We start from the raw sequence: 19,207 nt of genomic DNA, 5'->3' as shown, positions 1-19,207 counted from the left end.
ACCACTTAGGCTTTTTTTGTTTCGCATTTTTGATCGATTTTCAAGCCTTGATTTTCATCTAAATGCACACTATTGTTCGTTCCAGATTCACAGTAAGACACTACATATAGTGTTTTTGTTTAAGACGACACACTATATAGAGTAAATCACCTCTTTTTATAATGCACTAATGGGAAGTTATGGCATGAGCACTCTCACAGTTACTAAGCGTAATGGAAAGACTGAAAGTATCAATCTGGAAAAGATACATAAAGTCATCACGTGGGCCGCTGAAGGCTTAGACAATGTGTCTGTTTCCCAAGTGGAATTAAAAGCACAAATTCAGTTTTTTGAAGGGATTCGAACGACTGACATTCACGAAACACTCATTAAGTCTGCAGCTGATTTAATCTCTGAAAACACTCCAGATTATCAATACTTGGCAGCACGTTTGGCGATTTTCCACTTACGTAAGAAAGCCTTCGGTGATTTCGAACCACCACATATTTACGATCATGTAAAAAACCTAGTTCAACAAAAACGTTACGATGATCATTTGCTTGAAGATTACACCAAAGAAGACTTCGACCAGTTAAACGATGTAATTGATCATTCTCGTGACATGAACTTCTCTTATGCGGCTGTTAAACAACTTGAAGGCAAGTACTTAGTTCAAAACCGTGTAACAGGCGAGATCTATGAAAGCCCGCAGTTTATTTACATTTTAGTCGCCGCTTGCTTATTTGCTAAATACGACAAGAAAGAACGTTTGAATTTAATTCGTCGCTTTTACGATGCAGTGTCTCAATTCAAAATTTCGTTACCGACGCCAATCATGTCTGGTATTCGTACACCAACTCGTCAGTTCAGTAGTTGTGTATTGATCGAATGTGGTGACTCGTTAGACTCTATTAACGCTACATCCAGCGCCATCGTTAAATACGTAAGTCAACGTGCAGGCATTGGCGTAAATGCGGGTGCCATTCGAGCTCTTGGCAGCACAATACGTGGCGGCGAAGCTTTCCACACTGGTTGCATTCCATTCTACAAACACTTCCAAACAGCCGTTAAAAGCTGTTCTCAAGGCGGTGTTCGTGGTGGTGCAGCAACTGTTTTCTACCCAATCTGGCATTTGGAAGTTGAAAGCCTATTGGTGCTTAAGAACAACCGTGGTGTTGAAGAGAACCGTGTTCGTCATTTAGATTACGGAGTGCAGTTCAACCGCTTGATGTACCAACGTTTGATTAAAGGCGGCAATATCACCTTATTCAGCCCATCTGACGTTCCTGGTCTTTATGACGCATTCTTCGCCGATCAAGAAGAATTCGATCGCTTATACACCCTATATGAGCAAGATGATTCGATCCGTAAGCAAACGATTAAAGCAACTGAGCTGTTTACCTTGTTCGCTTCCGAGCGAGCTAGTACAGGTCGTATTTACCTTCAAAACGTCGATCACTGTAATACTCACAGCCCATTTGATCCTAAAGTAGCGCCAGTTAAACAAAGTAACTTGTGTTTAGAGATTGCACTTCCGACTAAACCTCTAAACAGCATAAATGACTCTGAAGGTGAAATTGCCCTTTGTACTTTATCTGCTTTCAACTTAGGCGCACTAGAAGATCTGAGTGAACTGGAAGAATTAGCAGAATTGATCGTTCGTGCGCTAGACAGCCTATTGGATTATCAAAACTATCCAATCCCTGCGGCTCAACGTGCGACTGAATTGCGTCGCACCTTAGGTGTTGGTGTTATTAACTACGCGTATTATTTAGCGAAAAATGGCGTTAAGTATTCAGATGGCAGTGCTAACGAATTGACTCACAAGACCTTTGAAGCCATTCAATACTTCTTGCTAAAAGCGTCTAATAAACTGTCGAAAGAATTTGGCCCTTGTTTAGCGTTCAATGAAACAACGTACTCGAAAGGCATTTTGCCAATCGATAGCTACAAAAAAGAAATCGATAACATTTGTCCTTCAACACTGTATTACGACTGGGAAACTTTGCGTACTGAGATTGTCGAACACGGTCTACGTAACTCGACATTGACGGCACTTATGCCATCAGAAACCTCTTCTCAGATCAGTAACGCAACCAATGGTATTGAACCACCTCGTGGTTTTGTTTCTGTTAAAGCCAGCAAAGACGGAATTTTGAAGCAGGTTGTTCCTGAGTTTGAAAAACTAAAAGATAACTATGAATTATTGTGGACCATCCCATCGAATGACGGCTACTTACAATTAGTCGGCATCATGCAGAAGTTTGTTGACCAAGCTATCTCGGCCAACACTAACTATGACCCACAGAAATTCGAGTCACAAAAAGTACCAATGAAAGTGATTCTAAAAGACCTTTTAACAGCTTATAAACTCGGTGTTAAAACTTTGTACTATCACAACACTCGTGACGGTGCAGATGATAAACAAGAAGACATGGATGATTGTGCAGGTGGTGCTTGTAAAATCTAGCCATATTAAATAGTAACTAGCCTCATCATTGTTGAGGCTAGTTACTATTGATGCTCAAACTACGTTATTACACTGAATTAATACCTAAAGCATTTTCACTACTGTTTATGCTTTACGGATTAGAGGATATACCCAAAAAATGAGTTACTCGACGTTCAACCGTAAAAAATTCGACAGTATGAAAGAGCCTATGTTCTTTGGTGAGAACGTCAACGTAGCTCGTTACGATCAGCAAAAGCACCCTATTTTTGAAAAATTGATCGAAAAACAACTTTCCTTCTTTTGGCGTCCAGAAGAAGTAGATCTATCAAACGATAGAAAAGACTTCCAACGATTAGAAGAACATGAACAACACATTTTCTTGAGCAATCTAAAATACCAAACACTACTAGACAGTGTCCAAGGTCGCTCTCCTAATGTTGCGCTTTTACCTATCGTATCTTTACCTGAATTAGAAACATGGATTGAAACTTGGTCATTTAGTGAGACCATCCATAGTCGATCTTACACTCATATTATTCGTAATATCGTCAACGATCCAACATTGATCTTTGATGATATTGTGACAAATGAAGAAATCACCAAACGAGCAGACAGTGTTTCAAAATATTACGACAATTTGATTGAAATGGTGAATCTGTATAACACCATGGGATTTGGTACCTTTAATGTACCAGGCAAAGGTGATGTTGAAATCACCATGCCTAAACTGAAAAAAGCCCTCTACCTAACCGTTGCATCCGTTAACGTATTAGAAGCTGTGCGTTTTTATGTCAGTTTTGCCTGTAGCTTTGGCTTTGCTGAACGCACATTAATGGAAGGCAACGCGAAAATAATCAAATTGATTGCCCGCGATGAAGCGCTTCATTTGACAGGCACTCAGCACATGATGAATTTAATGGCATCTGGTAAAGATGACCCAGAAATGGCCATCATTGCAGAAGAATGCAAAGACGACGTGCGTAACATCTTTATAGAAGCCGCTGAGCAAGAAAAAGAATGGGCAACCTACTTATTCAAAGACGGCTCTATGATCGGCCTAAACGCACAAATCTTAGGTCAGTATGTGGAGTACATTACCAATGTTCGTATGCAGGCTGTTGGCCTAGATACTCACTTCGAGACCAAGCACAACCCGATACCTTGGATTAACGCTTGGCTAGTCAGCGACAACGTTCAAGTTGCGCCACAAGAAGCAGAGATAAGCTCCTACCTTGTTGGGCAAACAGATAATAGTTTAGACGACTCAGACTTCGATGACTTTGACCTCTAAGCAAGACATCTCGCAAAAAAAAGAACAAATGCATCGCGTGTTGTTGGGAAAAAAACAGATTCTTGTGACGGAAGATGAACCTTTATTGGTTCAACTTGAACGAGCAGGCATTCATGTGGAATACCAATGCCGCGAAGGCTATTGCTCTTCATGTTCAATCAAGTTGTTATGGGGAAATGTGAGCTACCCGTTTGAGCCACTAGCTTGGGTACAAAGCGGTTATTTACTGGCATGTTGTGCCATTGTGAAAAGCGATATTGAGATACAGTTTTTATAAAAGAAGGCATTTCTTAATTATTTAGCTACCTAATTAATGGTTTTTTCTACTTCAACGTCCGATAAGCGGCATAAATACGGGTCGCAGTTGTTACCCAACACACAGTCCCGAAGATATAGGCCAACAAAGCAAAGTGCGCTGGCACTAGACAAATCAATATCAGAAACGCAATGGTTTCTGCACCTTCAGCTAAGCCACCAATAAAATATAAAGATTTACCACCGTAATCCAAGCTTTTAATGTTGCGCTTTTCCGCCATGATGGCAAAAGCCAAAAAGCTACTTCCTGTACCCATAAAAGAGAAAATCACAAAGCTTGCTGCTAAAGCATTGTCAGCAGGATTTGCCAATGCAAAGCCAAAAATAACCGCTGAATAAAAAATGAAATCTAACGTGATATCAAGGTAACCACCTAGATCTGTTGGTCCTTGCACCCTCGCCACGGCGCCGTCTAAACCATCCATCAATCTGTTGATAATAATAAAAATCACAGCCAACCCATAATATTCTTGGCTTAAAGAAGGCACAGCTAACATACCCATTACGAAACCAAAGAAGGTAATATGGTTGGCTTTGATGCCCACCGCATCCAGTTTCATCGCCACATTTCGCAATGGTGTTTTAAGTTGTTTAATAAAAAATGGGTCTAACATAAATAAAAAAACTCTCACTTATCAAGAATGACGAAGCCGCTATTGGCTTGCTACAATGGATTTTAATATTCGTTCACTTAAAACCAATCTATTGATATAAGGTTAATATGATACACGCAAAGCAATATAGTTCCTCAGGTCCTAACCTTATTATCATTCATGGTTTATTTGGTAATGCAGATAATTGGCACTCTATTGCACAAAGCCTATCTGAAAATTTTAACGTGTATTGTATCGACCTGCCTAATCACGGCCAGTCAGACAGCATGACTGACGCAAGCTACCCAAAAATGGCTCAAGCTATTTTAAATTGGGCAAGCTCTAATAAAATAAACAATTTTTATCTTTTAGGTCATTCAATGGGAGGGAAAGTGGCCATGCAAATGGCAGCCATTGCAACGCCCTCAAAAATAGAAAAGCTTATTGTCGCCGATATTGCACCTGTCGATTATCAGCCAAGCCACACTCAAATATTAGAAGGTTTAAAGGCCATAGATAAAGAGACAATCGCCTCAAGAAAAGAAGCAGATACAATATTAAGCCAATACGAACCAATTCTAGGTATTAGGCAGTTTTTACTCAAAAACCTTGTTCGCGATGAACAAGGCACTTATAAGCTGTCTTTGTCGGTAGACAACATAGCTAACAGTTACGACACTATTTTAAAAAAGCCTCTTATTGAACAGCCAGTGACAATACCAACGCTGTTTATCAAAGGAGAAAAATCAGATTATATTGTGGCAGATTATCAACAAAGCATCATGACGGCTTTCCCACAAGCAAGCTTCAAAATAATACCGGGAACAGGCCATTGGCTACACGCTGAAAAGCCACTTCCTTTTACTAGCCTTGTAAGACGTTTTTTGCAATAACACTATGGATGGTAGATTAAGAATTGGATTTTCTGTGTGCTCGGATAAACGCTAAGAGCGATATATCAGCTACATTGCGCTTCTGAGCAAAGATCATATTTATCTTTTAGATATGATGCAGAAGGTAGAACGATACCGTGAGAGCGAATCACATAAGGATTAAAACTAACTCGTAAAGAGTCTGGATAATCTGCTGGTATCAATTCACCTTTTAGTAGCCAATACTCAAGACGTTCCACTAAGGATTTGAGCTTAGATTTACTATCAGAATGAATGGCAAATAACGAACCTGCACGAACAAAAGCAGCAGAAGGCCCAACCATCACTTGCTGCTTATGAAACAACAGTTTGAGAATGTCTTGTGCCACCCCATTTTTATACAACTCACTGTCCACAAATGCGAGAATCAACTCGGACTCTTCCAATATAAAGTTAACTGATTTCAAAACAGATAATCGATTTGCCTCTGTCTTTAGAAATTGTAATTTAAATCCGAACTTTGCTGCTTCGATTTCCATTTTTTTCTCGTCGACAAAAACATAATCACTATAGAGTATTGCTAGCGGTTTTTTATCCGGCCAAATTGAAGCGAGTAAATCTAAACGTTTATCTAAAGGCGCCCCTGAAAAAACACCACTGCTTGGTATAGAGCACGTTTTTTGAGCTTCTAAATATTCCTCTTTACCTATGAACATGGCAATGACGATGCCTTTAGAATCGTAACTACAAACATGGCGAAAGCTATCAACACCAACAGTTACAATCACATCCTGATAGTTAAGCTCGGTGAGGCGTAACTTGAAAAATGAGTTTCGAACGGAGATAAGTGGAGTTTGTATCGTTAACAATTTAGAAAGTTGGAACGTCAAAGAACGTACTGAGCTCTCAGCAGTATCATGGACAACATAAATAGACGCCGACGCATTTGTCGACATCAGCATCCAAAATAAAAAAAACAAAATCCTTTTCACGTATTTAGTTATCCAAGTTAAAAAGTAACATTGGTGAAGACATAACCAAAAGCATCTTCAGCCAAGTTATTATGCGTAGAGACTAATGCGTTATCATCCAAACGAGCCTCTACACCTACCCCAAATGTCGCTTTCGAATACCCTCCCAAAGACACGTTATAAGACAGCCAAGTATTGAATAATTTGTAATCATTTCCGCCCAATTTATTGGCATACAAATAATAACCTTGGTAGAACCACTTCTCCGTTAGTGGCATGCTATAGAAAAAAGACATCATAATAGGTGTCGTTGTTTTAAGTAGTTTATTGTTTTCCGTTTGGGTGTCTTGATAAGCATAGGTGAAACGAGTCATTACGCCAGACTCAAATCGCCAATCAAATTCAACTTCAACACCATTGATGTCGACATCTTCTGTTACACCTTCTTCTATCGAAGCGTCAGAGGAGCCAATTGCAGTGAATTGTTTTCTACTTAATACCATGTCTTGGACTTCATCATGGTAAAGCTTTATGTCCATCGACAACGCTTGTGATGGCCAATAATGGTAATAACCTAACTCATAAGAGGTGATCTTTTCTTCTTCTTCACCATTTTCTGCATAGGTTGTTGTCGAGCTTTCACCATTAGATAATACATAATGCCAATTGAAATACTGATCTGACAAATCAGGAGTACGAACCGCTTTTGATACATTAAAACGGACAGATTCCTGTTCGGATAATTTATAAGTCACGCCAAGCTTAGGAGACAAAAAAGTATCGCTTATTTCGCTATGCTCCAGCATTGCACCAGTATTAATTACCCAGCTATTATCAACTCTGTATTCTATATTCGAAGACAAACGAAAAACTTCATCACTCGCCTTTCCAGATAAATAATGTTCCGACGTTGCCGAATCCCAGCGATAACCTGCTGCAGAAATCAAACGCAGTTCATCTGATGCTCTCCACGTACTTTGTAGTTCAATATCGTGTCGCTCTTCTAACAAATCAACGTCATAAGAATCATAAACATCACCCGATACTGAAGCATTAAAGAGTAGATTATAGAAACTGTTACTTAGTACTACATCATGCTGCTCATTCGAGTCAGATTGGTCGTAATAATATTGCACTTTCAATTCATGGTTTGCTGAAACTTGTTGAGAGTAACCTATTTTAATATGCTCTCGATCAATAATTTCGACAGGGTTATTTGTGTCATAAGAACCTGAGCTGTAGTAGGAAGGCTCAACATTGTCTTTTACATAACTGGCACCTATATCCAAATCAAAAAAACTTGTTGCCGTTTCTCTTTGAATAAATACATTACCCATTTCAGCTTTGTGCCCATCATGCCTTTCATTACCGCTGGCGTCTTCATCGAAGCCGCTAACGGAATTAGTCGATGCTGAGGCTCTATAACTCCAGTCACCATTCAAGCCACTATGCTGGCCATATAAACGATACTCCCCTCGTGTTCCGGAATAAGCACTAATGCTATTCCCTAAGGTTTCTAATGGTGAACGTGTAATGATATTCACTACTGCAAAAAAAGAATTAATACCATAACTTGCTGCATTTGGACCGCGGTTCACTTCAACACGTGAAACGTCTTCAATATTTAGAGGAAGAGTCGCCCATTCAACACGAGCTAAACCAGCACTGTATACAGAACGACCGTTAACCAATACCTGAATACGACGATAGTGATCAAATTCAGTGCCATGATAAGACACAATTTTTTGACTGGATGAGTGGTAAGGAATAACCGCGAAACCTGGAACAAACTGCAAAAGGTCTTCAACATATTGCATATTGATTCGACGGATAAAATCGCCATCTAAAACGGATAGGGTAGACGAAACATCTACTCTGGCTTGAGGGATCTTTGAAGGGGTAATAACAACGGGAATGGTATTAGAAAACCCATCATATTCACCTAAGTCAGACAATAGATCTTGAGAAAATACGCTCTCCGCTTCTACCACCGTTAGGCTCAATAGCAAACAAGAAACTTTGAATACCCAACGAGTCATAATGCTTATTTCTGCCTATAATCATCGGCAAGGTAAGTTCCTAAGATTCGCACCTCTTCCGAAAAAAAAGACAGTTCTTCGAGTGCGGCTTGCATTTCTGACGATTGAAAATGAGATTCCACATCGACATAAAACTGAGTTGCGGTAAAATGCCCATTTTCCATATAGCTTTCTAGTTTAAGCATATTAATACCATGTGTGGCAAAACCACCCATTGCTTTATAAAGTGCTGCTGGAATATTACGAACACGAAACATAAAAGAAGTAATGTAGACTTGATTATCTTCAAAAACTGGCATTTTTTGCTGACGAGAAAATACTAAAAATCGAGTAGTATTACCTACTCTATCATTAAAATACGTTTTCAAAATATTCAGACCATAAAGCTCTGCAGCCAGTTCTGAAGAGATAACAGCCAATCCTGGCTCATCGTATTCAGAAATGTGCTTTGCTGCGCCAGCCGTGTCGTACATAGCCTGATTCGTTGCACCTAATGCTTTGATGTTTGCATCGCATTGAGCTAAGGCTTGGGGGTGACTACCAATATGCGTGATGTCATTTAACGTCATACCATGACGAGCCATTAAGCAGTGATTTACTGGCTCAAAATGCTCTTTCACAACATAAAGCTGAGTACGCTTTAGCTCTCGATAAATTTCTTCTACTCGACCTGCTGTCGAATTTTCAACAGGAATCATTGCGTAATAAGCATCCCCTCTTTCTACCATTTTTAAGGCATCAACAAAGGTCGCACAATGTACGCTAGTCCAGTCAGGAAAGGTGTGTTTGCAAGCAAGGTGTGAATAAGCACCTGGTTCGCCTTGATAGGCAACAACCTGCATTGCATCAAGAGTAAGATATTGCTCTGGCATATTGAAATAGATTCTATAATATATTTCTTTTACAGTAACAAATAGGTGCAATGATATACATCAAAAATGACAATAACTTTCACCTTGTCCATTACTTAGTTCCAACAAAATATCCTTTAATAAGGACTAACTTAATAAAGCATTCTAATGATGAAATTTTTGTTTATATTATTGGTAAAAAGCTATCAATATATTATTAGCCCATTACTAGGAAATAATTGTCGTTTTTATCCTACTTGCTCTAATTATATGATCCAAGCAATTGAACAAAAAGGGGTTATTAAAGGTGTATACCTAGGGATAAAGAGACTATCGAAATGCCATCCGTGGCACGAAGGGGGTATAGATCCTGTACCATCTTGCAGTTGCAAAAAAGATACAGAAAAAGAAACTTAATTTGTTACTGAGACCATCTGCAACTTTAATTGACTAGCCACCAGCACAGCTTGCGTCCTATTATTTATCTCTAACTTACGAAATATCGCTGTAATATGAGCTTTTACTGTTGCCTCAGATATCGATAATTCGTATGCAATTTGCTTGTTAAGCAAACCTTCGTGGAGATAACACAGAACTTTATATTGCTGAGGAGTAAGTTCAGCAACTTTCATCTGCATTGATAAGTCAGACTTAGGCTGATTAGCAACCGCTTCTTTAAGATCTTCTGGAAGCCAAATATCGCCTGCTAAAATAGCGTTAATAGCTTGAACATAGGTAGAAGGTTCACTGGTTTTTGGAATAAAACCCAGAGCTCCCGCATCAATGACATTCGACACCATAACACTATCTTCACTGCCAGAAATAATAGCAACCGGCACATCAGGAAAGTCTTTTCGTATTCGAATTAACCCATACATTTCTCCGCTACCAGGCATATTCAAGTCTAGTAACAGTAAATCTAGGTCATTGGTTTTTTCTAAACATTTAATAGTAGAATCTAAATCGTGAGATTCTACTATTTCAATACCCTGTATTTCTGCTCGTAGCGCACCGCTAAGTGCACTACGAAACAGAGGATGATCATCCGCGATAACAAGTGAAATCACTGTGTATCCTTTTAAATATGTAAGCCTTTACACATTTAAACGGTTTTCGATCAAATCATCAACCACACTTGGATCAGCTAGGGTACTTGTGTCACCTAATTGGTCATGTTCATTCGCGGCAATCTTACGCAAAATTCGACGCATAATCTTACCTGAACGTGTTTTGGGTAAGCCCTTACTTGCCCACTGAATTAAATCTGGTGTAGCAATCGGACCGATTTCTTGACGTACAAATTGCTTTAAAGACTTAGTCAGCTCTTCATCTGGTGTCACACCAGCAACAGCACTCACATAAACATAAATAGCTTGGCCTTTAATATCGTGAGGGTAACCTACGATAGCCGCTTCCGCGACAGCAGGGTGAGCGACTAAAGCACTTTCAATTTCCGCTGTACCTAAACGATGCCCTGAGACATTTAATACATCGTCCATACGGCCAGTAATCCAATAATGACCATCAGCGTCTCTAGATGCGCCATCACCAGTGAAATACATGCCATCAAACGTACTGAAGTAAGTTTGTTCAAATCTTTCATGATCCCCGTAAACAGTACGAGCTTGGCCAGGCCAAGAATCCGTGATCACTAAACCACCGTCGACCTGTACACCTTGAGCCTCTAGCAAGACCCCTTGCGCATCAACCAACGCAGGCTGCACTCCAAATAAAGGCCCAGTACATGATCCTGGCTTAATATCACCCTGTACAATACGTGGCGTCATCATCATTCCGCCGGTTTCTGTTTGCCACCAAGTATCAACAACTGGACAAGAAGCATTACCTATTTCAGAGTAATACCATGACCAAGCTTCTGGGTTAATCGGTTCACCCACACTGCCGAGCACTCGTAATGAATCTCGTTTACTGGTACTGGTTGCTTCATCACCTTTCGACATAAGTGCTCGAATAGCCGTTGGTGCTGTATATAAAATAGTGACACCGAATTTATCAACGACTCGACCAATTCGACCTGAATCAGGATACGTTGGAACACCTTCAAATAAGATGCTTGTTGTGCAATTTGCTAAAGGCCCATAAACCATATAGCTATGCCCTGTAATCCAACCAACATCTGCCGCACACCAATAAACATCGTCAGGTTTAAGGTCAAATACCAACTCATGAGTCATCGCGGCGTAGACTAAATATCCACCAGTTGTGTGGACAACGCCTTTTGGTTTGCCTGTAGAACCAGATGTATAAAGAATGAATAAAGGGTCTTCTGCGTTCATTGGTTCAGCAGGACATTCAGTACTTTCTTTGGCTACTTCATCAGCCCAATTTAAATCTCGACCATCAAACCAAGGCACATCTTTTTGTGTATAGCGATATGCCAAAACTTTTTCAACAGATGGACAGGCATTATTTTCAAGCGCCATGTCGACGTTATGTTTTAGTGGGATAGTGTTGCCAGCTCGACGACCTTCATCGGCTGTTATGACCAGCTTCACGCCACAGTCATTTAAACGATCGGCAATGGCATGAGCGGAAAAACCACCAAAAATAACAGAGTGAATCGCACCAATTCGTGCACAAGCTAGCATGGCATAGGCCGCTTGCGGGATCATCGGCATGTAAATAGCAACACGATCACCTTTTTTTACACCTTGGCGTTTTAATGTATTTGCCAAACGACCTACTTCATCGTGTAGAGTCTGATAAGTGATCGCAACTTTATCGCTACTCTCAGTATCACCTTCACAGTAATAAGCAACTTTATCAGCTGATTTTGCTAGATGACGATCAATACAGTTATGAGCAACATTAAGTTCACCATCTTCGAACCATTTAATACTCACTTCACCACGCTGAAACGAAGTATTTTTCACCTTTGTGTAAGGCGTAAACCAATCTAAACGCTTCCCTTCCTTCCCCCAGAAAGCATCTGGATTCTCAATGGATTCTTGATAGCGTTGTTCAAACTCTGCTTGACTTACATTGGCGTTCTTTGCCGCCTCATTTGAGGTTGCGCTATATAATGACTTCATAACCCGCTCCATTGTTAAATTTGTTATTCGGATGCTGAACTACTATAACCTGCTAAGAGCTCCAATCTATTCCACTTTAGTCTTATGAGTGAATATAACTATGCGACCCTTCCAGCCCTTACAAAAAACGGTAAATGTATGTCCTTTTTTTGATTAGGTTTAGACCAAGCTTCACGAATAATCGGGGAAGCCGCTTGTAAAAAATCATCACCATGCTCTTGTATATGTAACTGAGAAGCAGACCAAGTGCGGATAAAATCCAATGTTTGAGAAACAGACCAATGACAGCTCAATTCAAATTTAGGGACAGTTATCGGCTCAAAAGGAAACGTCACTTCATCATATTGATTCCATAATAACCGGCTTTGGGGCGGCCAATAAGGAGCAAGGTGAGGCAACACACACTCAGTAATAGCTTTATCTTCTGCTTCACCAATCTCTAGCCAGTTATAACCCCAGCACACAAAAATACCATTAGGTTTTAATACTCGACGAAGTTCTACCCAAAACGCCTCTAAATCAAACCAATGCAAGGCATGAGCAACGCATACGACATCAAAATGGTTATCAGGGTAAGTGGTTTTCTCTGCAGGAAAGACTTGATAGTTCACATTACGGTGCGGTGTTGCCGCCGCCACTTGAGACTCACTAATATCAGAAGCTTCAACCCGGTCAAAATATACGGCAAGATCAACCGAAGCCTGGCCTGTACCACACGCACAATCCCAAACAGTACTAGACGGAGAAGCTTGTTGAGATAGCCAATAATAAAGCTCAGCAGGATACATAGGCCGAGTTTTCGAGTAAGTTGTAGAAGACTGTCCATCGAACGTACGCATAAAAACCTCTGGGTTAAGTGGCGCTTATTTTTGTTAACCACCCATAATATGTCGAGTGATTCTCACTGCCCTTCTGTGGACACTTTACTCGATCTTATTTATCTTTAATTATTTGAAGATAATACGTCATACCGATTTAGAACCAAACGAGCCTCATCTATACCTTTCACTCGATACGCCTTCATCCCTAGCTTATTAGCCATATCAATATTAATCTGATTATCATCGATAAAAAGGATATGTTCAGGCATAACCTGTAAACGTTCAATAACGTGTTGATAAATTGCTTTCTCAGGTTTGACCAATCCCACCAAATGAGAGGCATAATAGCTATGAAACTTACCAGCCAAACCCATTTCATTCATCAATTTCGGCCAATGAGCGGCATTTGTATTTGATAATATTGCACGATGATATTCAGGTTTTACAGAATCGACCAAATCCAATGCACCTGAAAATAAACCTTTTGGCCATGCTTCAAAAGAGGCCTTAAATGTTTCTTTATCTGTATTGCTAGCAACTTCTTGCAGCAACTTCTCAGCAAAGCTGTCGAAAGAAATTTTACCAGAATCAAATGCTGCAACGGCTGGCGATTTTAACCACTTTAACCAAACCTCAGATTCTTCACCTTGAGTATTTAGCATTGAATGAATTTCAGAAACGTCACCTAAATTCACCAAGACATTACCTAAATCAAACAATACAACACGAATACTATGATTTTGTTTCATAACTTACCTATTTTTAAAGTATCGGCAATATTTTGCTCATATAAAAAAATTATTTTAGGAAATAGCAGGGCAATGGCTATTTTTACTCACTTGTATCATAAGCAATTTATTGCCTATATCAAAACCACCAGAATGAGCAATAAATTGCGTATATGTGCATATAAAAAGAAAGATATTTTATAAAAACAAAATAAAACCTTATATATCAAATAGATAAATATAAATTCAGAGTGTGGCATGAAAATAGCTATACTATATGTGAACAACCCCACTATAGGAGAAAAATAATATGAAATTGGGATTTGTAACTAAAACAATTCTTTCCAGCGCTACTGCCGCCGCTATTGCCTTGTCTGCATCTAATGTATCCGCTGTTGACAACCGTGATTACATTCTAGCCACTGCCTCAACAGGCGGAACTTACTACCCTGTTGGTGTTGCGATTGCGACATTAAGTAAAGTAAAACTGGCCCCTAAATTTGGCCTTTCTATATCAGCAATCAGCTCTGCAGGATCTGGTGAAAACATCAAATTACTTAGAGAAGACCAAGCACAGTTTGCCATTCTGCAAGGTCTTTACGGTGCTTGGGCTTGGGACGGAGAAGGTCCTTTTAAAAGCTCAGGCAAGCAAACAGAATTACGCTCTGTTTCTATGTTGTGGCAGAATGTAGAACATTTCGTTCTTAAATCTGACCTAGCTAAAACAGGCACTGTTGCCGATTTAAAAGACCTTGAAGGTACTAACAATAAGTTCTCTATTGGTAAAAAGAACTCCGGAACAGAAGGTTCTGGTCGCCAGCAACTTAAAGGCTTAAACATCAATCCTGATAACTTCAGTCTTGCTTATATGGGATACGGCGCCAGTGCCGATGCTATGCAAAATGGCAACATTGAAGGTATGAACACACCAGCAGGTGTTCCAGTAAGTGCAGTAACTCGACTTTATGCCTCTATGGGTGACAAGGTTCAAGTATTAAACTTCACTGATGAACAAATTAAAGAAGCCAATGGTGACTATGAACTTTGGACTCGTTATGTGATTCCAGCTAACACTTACCCAGGCCAAACAAAAAACATCAACACTGTTGCTCAACCTAACTTCTTAGCCACTCGCGCTGATTTGTCAGATGATGATGTTTATGAACTTACTAAGTCACTTTACGAAAACTTGCCTTATTTAAGCGCTATTCATAAAGCAACTGCTGTTATGTCTATTGAAAAAGCCATTGCAGGACTTCCAGTTCCGTTACACCCTGGTGCAATTCGTTATTACCGTGAACGCGGCATTAGTATTCCAGCACGCCTAATCGCAGAATAATAATCTTTACCCGTGTTACAGCGCCGTACTTATGTACGGCGCTTCTTTTCGCTCTTCGTTTGTACACATGAAAGGTAGTTCGTCTATGACTGCGTCATCACAACCAACTGAATCTCAAGAAATTAACCTTGACGACTTCGAAACAAAACACCGTTCAGGGCCTTGGATAAATCGCTTCGTATTCGCCCTTTCCGTGTTATTGGCTGTTGCCCATATCTATATCAACACAATTGCTACTTTGCCTGAGTTATGGGTATCTGCTTTTCACTTTGCAGGTTTCGGAACATTATGCGCGCTACTTATACCAGCCAATCCTAAATGGCGGGATAGCAAAATTGCCATGTTCTTTGACAGTGCTATCGTATTCGCCTTAATTGGCATGGTGTTTTACATTATCTTTTTCGAAGACGCCCTTTATAACAGAGGTGTGACATTTAATACCTCTGACTGGGTGGTTTCTAGTGTTACTGTTTTACTGGCTCTTGAACTCATTCGCCGCACAAGCGGCTGGTTTATCCCTCTATTAATTGTCATCGCACTTACCTATGTTGTACTTTGGGGACAATGGCTTGGAGGCATGTTTACCTTCCCAGGCCTTAGTGTTGAAACGCTACTTTATCGCAGTTTTTTCAGTACTGATGGTATGTTTGGCTCTATCTCTCGAATTTCATGGAGCTTTGTCTTCATGTTTATTTTATTCGGTGCCTTTTTAGTTAAATCGGGTGCAGGTGATTTCATTATCGATTTGTCCCGGTCTCTTGCTAGTAAGATGATTGGTGGCCCTGGTTTTGTGGCCGTTCTAGGCTCTGGTTTAATGGGGTCTGTATCAGGATCATCTGTTGCTAACACAGTGTCTACAGGTGTTATTACCATTCCTTTAATGAGAAAAGCTGGCTTTCCAGCACGTTTTTCAGCAGGCGTTGAAGCCGCTGCATCGACTGGTGGACAATTAATGCCTCCTGTTATGGGCGCTGGCGCTTTCATCATGGCCTCTTACACTCAAGTGTCTTATGTCACTATCATCAGTGTTGCCGCGATTCCTGCTTTGCTTTATTTCTTGTCTGTTGGTTTTTTTGTTCGTGTAGAAGCAAAACGCAGTAAAGTAATCTCAACTGAAAGTGACGACGACGTAGTCGTATCAAAAGTTCTTAAAGAAGGCTGGCACCATATTGTTCCTCTTGGCATTCTTGTTACCTTACTGATTCAAGGTTTTACACCAACCTACGCAGCGGGTCTTAGTATTATTGCTGTTGTTGCCGCTTCTTTCTTATCGAAAAAGCACAGAATGGGTCCAGCGGCAATATTAGACGCAATGGCTCAAGGCGCTAAAAACATGTCAACCACAGCGGTCTTGTTGGTTGGTATTGGCTTAGTCGTCAACGTCATCAGTACGACTGGTGTGGGTAATACGTTTTCTTTGTTGATTACAAATTGGGCTGGTGGAAGTCTTTTCTTTACTATTATTTTAGTCGCTATCGCGTCTTTAATCTTAGGGATGGGGTTGCCTGTTACTGCGTCCTACATTGTTTTAGGTACACTTTCCGCACCTGCCTTGTTCAATTTAATTGCAGAAAGCCAACTATTAGATATGATGGCTGCTGGTAACTTACCAGATGCGGCCAGTGCTGTTTTCATGTTGGTTGACCCCTCTGCAATAGCCACGTTGGCGCAAGGTATGCCAATGGAGCAAGCTGTTGCTTTATTAGCGCAAGTTCCTAATGACTTTAAAAGCATGCTAATGGATCAAGCTCTTGGTGCTCAAAGTGTTGCTATGATATTGGTTACAGCGCATATGATCATTTTCTGGCTATCCCAAGACAGTAATGTCACACCACCAGTTTGTTTAACCGCATTCGCAGCAGCGGCTATTGCAAAAACCCCACCCATGCTGACAGGTATGACAGCGTGGAAACTGGCAAAAGGCTTGTACATCATTCCCCTATTAATGGCCTATACCCCTTTAATAGGTGGTGAGCCTGACACACTGTTACGCCTAACCTTCTTTGCGATCTTTGGTATGTACGCGCTTGTGTCTGCAATGGAAGGCTACTTAGAAGACAAGCTGTCACTTGCCCCAAGAGCTCTTATGCTGATAGCTTCTTTAATGATGCTATGGCCAAACCTTGAAATCTGGATTCAATTAATAGGTTTAGCTATGTTCTTGGTTTTCTTCTTTTTAGGTAACAAGTCCTATAAGAAAAGTATGTAGGTTATATAGGTATAAAGTACTGAAATATGTCACTCAGCTCGACGAGTGATATATAAAAAAAGGACACATTCTTATTAAAGATGTGTCCTTTTTTATTTCTAACAAAAACTATTATTTAAATCAAATAGCTCACCCTTTAAGGGAGCACATCTTCTTCATCCAATACACTGGGAAGGTCACCTTCATCTTGTTTTTGACTCACATCTTTCGCCATCATTCCTATCCATAGTCGAACATTGCCATCAAATTCCGATTTGTTATCAGAAGAAATAGATTGAGTCGTTGGAATACTGGTTGTCATTGGATTAACAGGCCGGCCTTTTATGTGTAACTCATAGTGTAAGTGGGCTCCTGTTGTACGACCAGTGTTACCAGATAAAGCGACCACTTGACCACGTTTTACCTTCTGACCTTTTTTCACCAATATTTTACTTAGATGTAAAAAACGTGAACTATATGGCCCAGTATAATCTATGACAACATAACGACCGGCATATTTATGATTGGCAATACGAGTCACCACACCGTCGCCTGTGGCTAAGACTTGAGTCCCTGAAGGCGTTGCCAAATCAACGCCATTATGGGGTGCTGGATGCCCTGTAATTGGATGTCGTCGATTAGCGTTAAAAGGTGAACTGATTCTATATTGCTTAGAAGTAGGCCATCGTCTTAGGGAAGGCGTGAGGCTATTTCCATTCTGATCATAAAAGCGACCATCTGAATGTAAGAATGCACGATAAGTTTGTCCTTTCACCTTTATTTGCAATGCCTCCAGCTGAGTAGTGCCTACTGTTACACCACCAATAGTTCCGTCTTTGATAATTAAATCAAACTCATCATTCGCCCTAAGGTCTTTACGAAAATCAACTCGACCTGCAAGAACATCATGGATAAGCAAAATATTCGCATCAGTCAATCCAGCCTTTTTAGCCGATATATAAAAATTTCCTTCCACCTTGCTGTGTATTACTCTTTGAGTATAAGTAATTGGTGTAATGTTTTCCTCGTAAGAAAAGCCACCGCTATCATGTTTAACAAATGACACTTCCTTACTTATATCAATTCGACGCGTTAAGGCGATTAACTCACCATTTTTATCTAATTTGAATGCGTATTTATCTTTAGGCAACAAGGGTTCAAGCACCAAATATTCTTGATCGGCATCTAGTACGGCATGCATAGATTCTCTGGATAGCCCTAAATTAGAAAAAATGCGTCCAAGAGTATCACCAGATTTAATGACATAATTAATTGTAGAGTGTAATGGTACGGATACTTTTTCTACACTTTGAAGCGGATCTGTCGTAATTAGAGGGTTGTAATTATCAGCATTTAAAGAATCATCTTCAATTAAGTCTGGAACCTCTTTACTAACCTGGTTAAGCGGCACAGCAACATCACTATTACGGTTAGGCAAAACATAATCGTTAAAATCATCTTTTTGCATGACAAGTAATTTGTAAGGAAGAAATAAAACAACAAACACAATAACAGTGATAACTAACCAAACCGAAGTGCTAATAAAGACACTACGTGTAAGGTATTTTCTAAACGACATAAAAGAACTCTATTAAACAAAAGTTGGCTCAGGAGGAATCTAGCTATATGCGAAACATAAATAGTTTCGCCCATTCTGACTATATGGAGAAAACCAAAGCCGTACTTTGTAGCATAAGCATAATACTTGCTACTGC

At 40.0% G+C, this 19,207-nt stretch carries 16 protein-coding genes; 7 read left to right on the top strand and 9 right to left on the bottom strand.

What is annotated here, in order from left to right:
* Positions 1–184 precede the first annotated feature (184 nt).
* The 3 genes from nrdA to yfaE all read left to right on the top strand — a co-directional run bounded on the left by nrdA (position 185) and on the right by yfaE (position 3,999).
* Positions 185–2,449: a class 1a ribonucleoside-diphosphate reductase subunit alpha gene (gene nrdA / locus IF202_RS03220; RefSeq protein WP_191593415.1), complete on the top strand. Its 2,265-nt coding sequence runs from the start codon at positions 185–187 to the stop codon at positions 2,447–2,449.
* A gap of 139 nt (positions 2,450–2,588) precedes the next feature.
* Positions 2,589–3,722 (top strand): class Ia ribonucleoside-diphosphate reductase subunit beta, encoded by a 1,134-nt coding sequence (nrdB, locus tag IF202_RS03215; RefSeq protein WP_191593414.1) that lies wholly within the window; start codon positions 2,589–2,591, stop codon positions 3,720–3,722.
* Positions 3,706–3,999, top strand: a complete 294-nt coding sequence (gene yfaE / locus IF202_RS03210; RefSeq protein ID WP_407943807.1) for a class I ribonucleotide reductase maintenance protein YfaE — start codon at positions 3,706–3,708, stop codon at positions 3,997–3,999. The genes nrdB and yfaE overlap by 17 nt, the downstream gene beginning before the upstream one ends.
* A gap of 46 nt (positions 4,000–4,045) precedes the next feature.
* Here the strand turns inward: yfaE and IF202_RS03205 are convergent, their stop codons facing one another.
* Positions 4,046–4,651, bottom strand: coding sequence for a CDP-alcohol phosphatidyltransferase family protein (locus IF202_RS03205; protein WP_191593413.1), 606 nt, complete (start codon positions 4,649–4,651; stop codon positions 4,046–4,048).
* Positions 4,652–4,758: 107 nt separating this feature from the next.
* On the opposite strand from IF202_RS03205, the gene IF202_RS03200 reads away from it, so the two are divergent.
* Positions 4,759–5,523, top strand: coding sequence for an alpha/beta fold hydrolase (locus tag IF202_RS03200; protein WP_191593412.1), 765 nt, complete (start codon positions 4,759–4,761; stop codon positions 5,521–5,523).
* A gap of 65 nt (positions 5,524–5,588) precedes the next feature.
* Here the strand turns inward: IF202_RS03200 and IF202_RS03195 are convergent, their stop codons facing one another.
* Genes IF202_RS03195 through IF202_RS03185 form a run of 3 tightly spaced genes read right to left on the bottom strand, consistent with a single transcriptional unit; the run spans position 5,589 to position 9,384 of the window.
* Positions 5,589–6,458, bottom strand: coding sequence for a hypothetical protein (locus tag IF202_RS03195; RefSeq protein ID WP_191593411.1), 870 nt, complete (start codon positions 6,456–6,458; stop codon positions 5,589–5,591).
* Between the two features lie 53 nt (positions 6,459–6,511).
* On the bottom strand, positions 6,512–8,512 hold the full coding sequence (locus IF202_RS03190; protein ID WP_191593410.1) for a TonB-dependent receptor plug domain-containing protein: 2,001 nt from the start codon (positions 8,510–8,512) through the stop codon (positions 6,512–6,514).
* 5 nt (positions 8,513–8,517) lie between these two features.
* On the bottom strand, positions 8,518–9,384 hold the full coding sequence (locus IF202_RS03185) for a prephenate dehydratase (protein WP_191593409.1): 867 nt from the start codon (positions 9,382–9,384) through the stop codon (positions 8,518–8,520).
* Positions 9,385–9,531: 147 nt separating this feature from the next.
* On the opposite strand from IF202_RS03185, the gene yidD reads away from it, so the two are divergent.
* The gene (gene yidD, locus IF202_RS03180) at positions 9,532–9,780 is read left to right on the top strand and encodes a membrane protein insertion efficiency factor YidD (protein WP_328797187.1); all 249 of its coding nucleotides are present in this window, start codon (positions 9,532–9,534) and stop codon (positions 9,778–9,780) included.
* On the opposite strand, the gene IF202_RS17660 is transcribed toward yidD, so the two are convergent.
* The 4 genes from IF202_RS17660 to IF202_RS03160 all read right to left on the bottom strand — a co-directional run bounded on the left by IF202_RS17660 (position 9,777) and on the right by IF202_RS03160 (position 13,986).
* Entirely contained in the window at positions 9,777–10,430 is a 654-nt protein-coding gene (locus tag IF202_RS17660; RefSeq protein WP_191593408.1) for a LuxR C-terminal-related transcriptional regulator, read from the bottom strand. The genes yidD and IF202_RS17660 overlap by 4 nt on opposite strands.
* Positions 10,431–10,457: 27 nt before the next feature.
* Entirely contained in the window at positions 10,458–12,416 is a 1,959-nt protein-coding gene (gene acs / locus IF202_RS03170) for an acetate--CoA ligase (protein ID WP_191593407.1), read from the bottom strand.
* Between the two features lie 98 nt (positions 12,417–12,514).
* The gene (locus IF202_RS03165) at positions 12,515–13,255 is read right to left on the bottom strand and encodes a class I SAM-dependent methyltransferase (RefSeq protein WP_191593406.1); all 741 of its coding nucleotides are present in this window, start codon (positions 13,253–13,255) and stop codon (positions 12,515–12,517) included.
* A gap of 104 nt (positions 13,256–13,359) precedes the next feature.
* Positions 13,360–13,986 carry an HAD family hydrolase gene (locus IF202_RS03160; RefSeq protein ID WP_191593405.1) on the bottom strand — a complete coding sequence of 209 codons (627 nt, stop codon included), beginning with the start codon at positions 13,984–13,986 and terminating at the stop codon, positions 13,360–13,362.
* Between the two features lie 289 nt (positions 13,987–14,275).
* On the opposite strand from IF202_RS03160, the gene IF202_RS03155 reads away from it, so the two are divergent.
* Together IF202_RS03155 and IF202_RS03150 are read left to right on the top strand one after the other, a co-directional pair.
* The gene (locus tag IF202_RS03155) at positions 14,276–15,304 is read left to right on the top strand and encodes a TAXI family TRAP transporter solute-binding subunit (RefSeq protein ID WP_191593404.1); all 1,029 of its coding nucleotides are present in this window, start codon (positions 14,276–14,278) and stop codon (positions 15,302–15,304) included.
* Positions 15,305–15,389: 85 nt separating this feature from the next.
* On the top strand, positions 15,390–17,513 hold the full coding sequence (locus IF202_RS03150; RefSeq protein WP_191593403.1) for a TRAP transporter permease: 2,124 nt from the start codon (positions 15,390–15,392) through the stop codon (positions 17,511–17,513).
* A 136-nt stretch (positions 17,514–17,649) separates the two neighbouring features.
* Here the strand turns inward: IF202_RS03150 and IF202_RS03145 are convergent, their stop codons facing one another.
* Positions 17,650–19,071 carry a peptidoglycan DD-metalloendopeptidase family protein gene (locus IF202_RS03145; RefSeq protein WP_191593402.1) on the bottom strand — a complete coding sequence of 474 codons (1,422 nt, stop codon included), beginning with the start codon at positions 19,069–19,071 and terminating at the stop codon, positions 17,650–17,652.
* Between the last annotated feature and the right edge of the window lie 136 nt (positions 19,072–19,207).

Origin of the sequence: Marinomonas colpomeniae, assembly GCF_014803385.1 — a bacterium.
Classification (GTDB): Bacteria; Pseudomonadota; Gammaproteobacteria; order Pseudomonadales; family Marinomonadaceae; genus Marinomonas; species Marinomonas colpomeniae.
Note: the sequence above shows the minus strand (reverse complement) of the source record. Positions and strands in the feature narration are given on the sequence as shown.

Bases quoted from the DNA above. Each gene is read 5' to 3' on its own strand.
- yidD (WP_328797187.1), top strand. From the start codon at position 9,532: ATGATGAAATTTTTGTTTATATTATTGGTAAAAAGCTATCAATATATT.
- IF202_RS03155 (WP_191593404.1), top strand. From the start codon at position 14,276: ATGAAATTGGGATTTGTAACTAAAACAATTCTTTCCAGCGCTACTGCC.
- IF202_RS03185 (WP_191593409.1), bottom strand. From the start codon at position 9,384: ATGCCAGAGCAATATCTTACTCTTGATGCAATGCAGGTTGTTGCCTAT.
- yfaE (WP_407943807.1), top strand. From the start codon at position 3,706: ATGACTTTGACCTCTAAGCAAGACATCTCGCAAAAAAAAGAACAAATG.
- IF202_RS03150 (WP_191593403.1), top strand. From the start codon at position 15,390: ATGACTGCGTCATCACAACCAACTGAATCTCAAGAAATTAACCTTGAC.
- nrdB (WP_191593414.1), top strand. From the start codon at position 2,589: ATGAGTTACTCGACGTTCAACCGTAAAAAATTCGACAGTATGAAAGAG.
- IF202_RS03195 (WP_191593411.1), bottom strand. From the start codon at position 6,458: ATGTCGACAAATGCGTCGGCGTCTATTTATGTTGTCCATGATACTGCT.
- IF202_RS03205 (WP_191593413.1), bottom strand. From the start codon at position 4,651: ATGTTAGACCCATTTTTTATTAAACAACTTAAAACACCATTGCGAAAT.
- IF202_RS03160 (WP_191593405.1), bottom strand. From the start codon at position 13,986: ATGAAACAAAATCATAGTATTCGTGTTGTATTGTTTGATTTAGGTAAT.
- nrdA (WP_191593415.1), top strand. From the start codon at position 185: ATGAGCACTCTCACAGTTACTAAGCGTAATGGAAAGACTGAAAGTATC.
- acs (WP_191593407.1), bottom strand. From the start codon at position 12,416: ATGAAGTCATTATATAGCGCAACCTCAAATGAGGCGGCAAAGAACGCC.
- IF202_RS03200 (WP_191593412.1), top strand. From the start codon at position 4,759: ATGATACACGCAAAGCAATATAGTTCCTCAGGTCCTAACCTTATTATC.
- IF202_RS03165 (WP_191593406.1), bottom strand. From the start codon at position 13,255: ATGCGTACGTTCGATGGACAGTCTTCTACAACTTACTCGAAAACTCGG.
- IF202_RS03190 (WP_191593410.1), bottom strand. From the start codon at position 8,512: ATGACTCGTTGGGTATTCAAAGTTTCTTGTTTGCTATTGAGCCTAACG.
- IF202_RS03145 (WP_191593402.1), bottom strand. From the start codon at position 19,071: ATGTCGTTTAGAAAATACCTTACACGTAGTGTCTTTATTAGCACTTCG.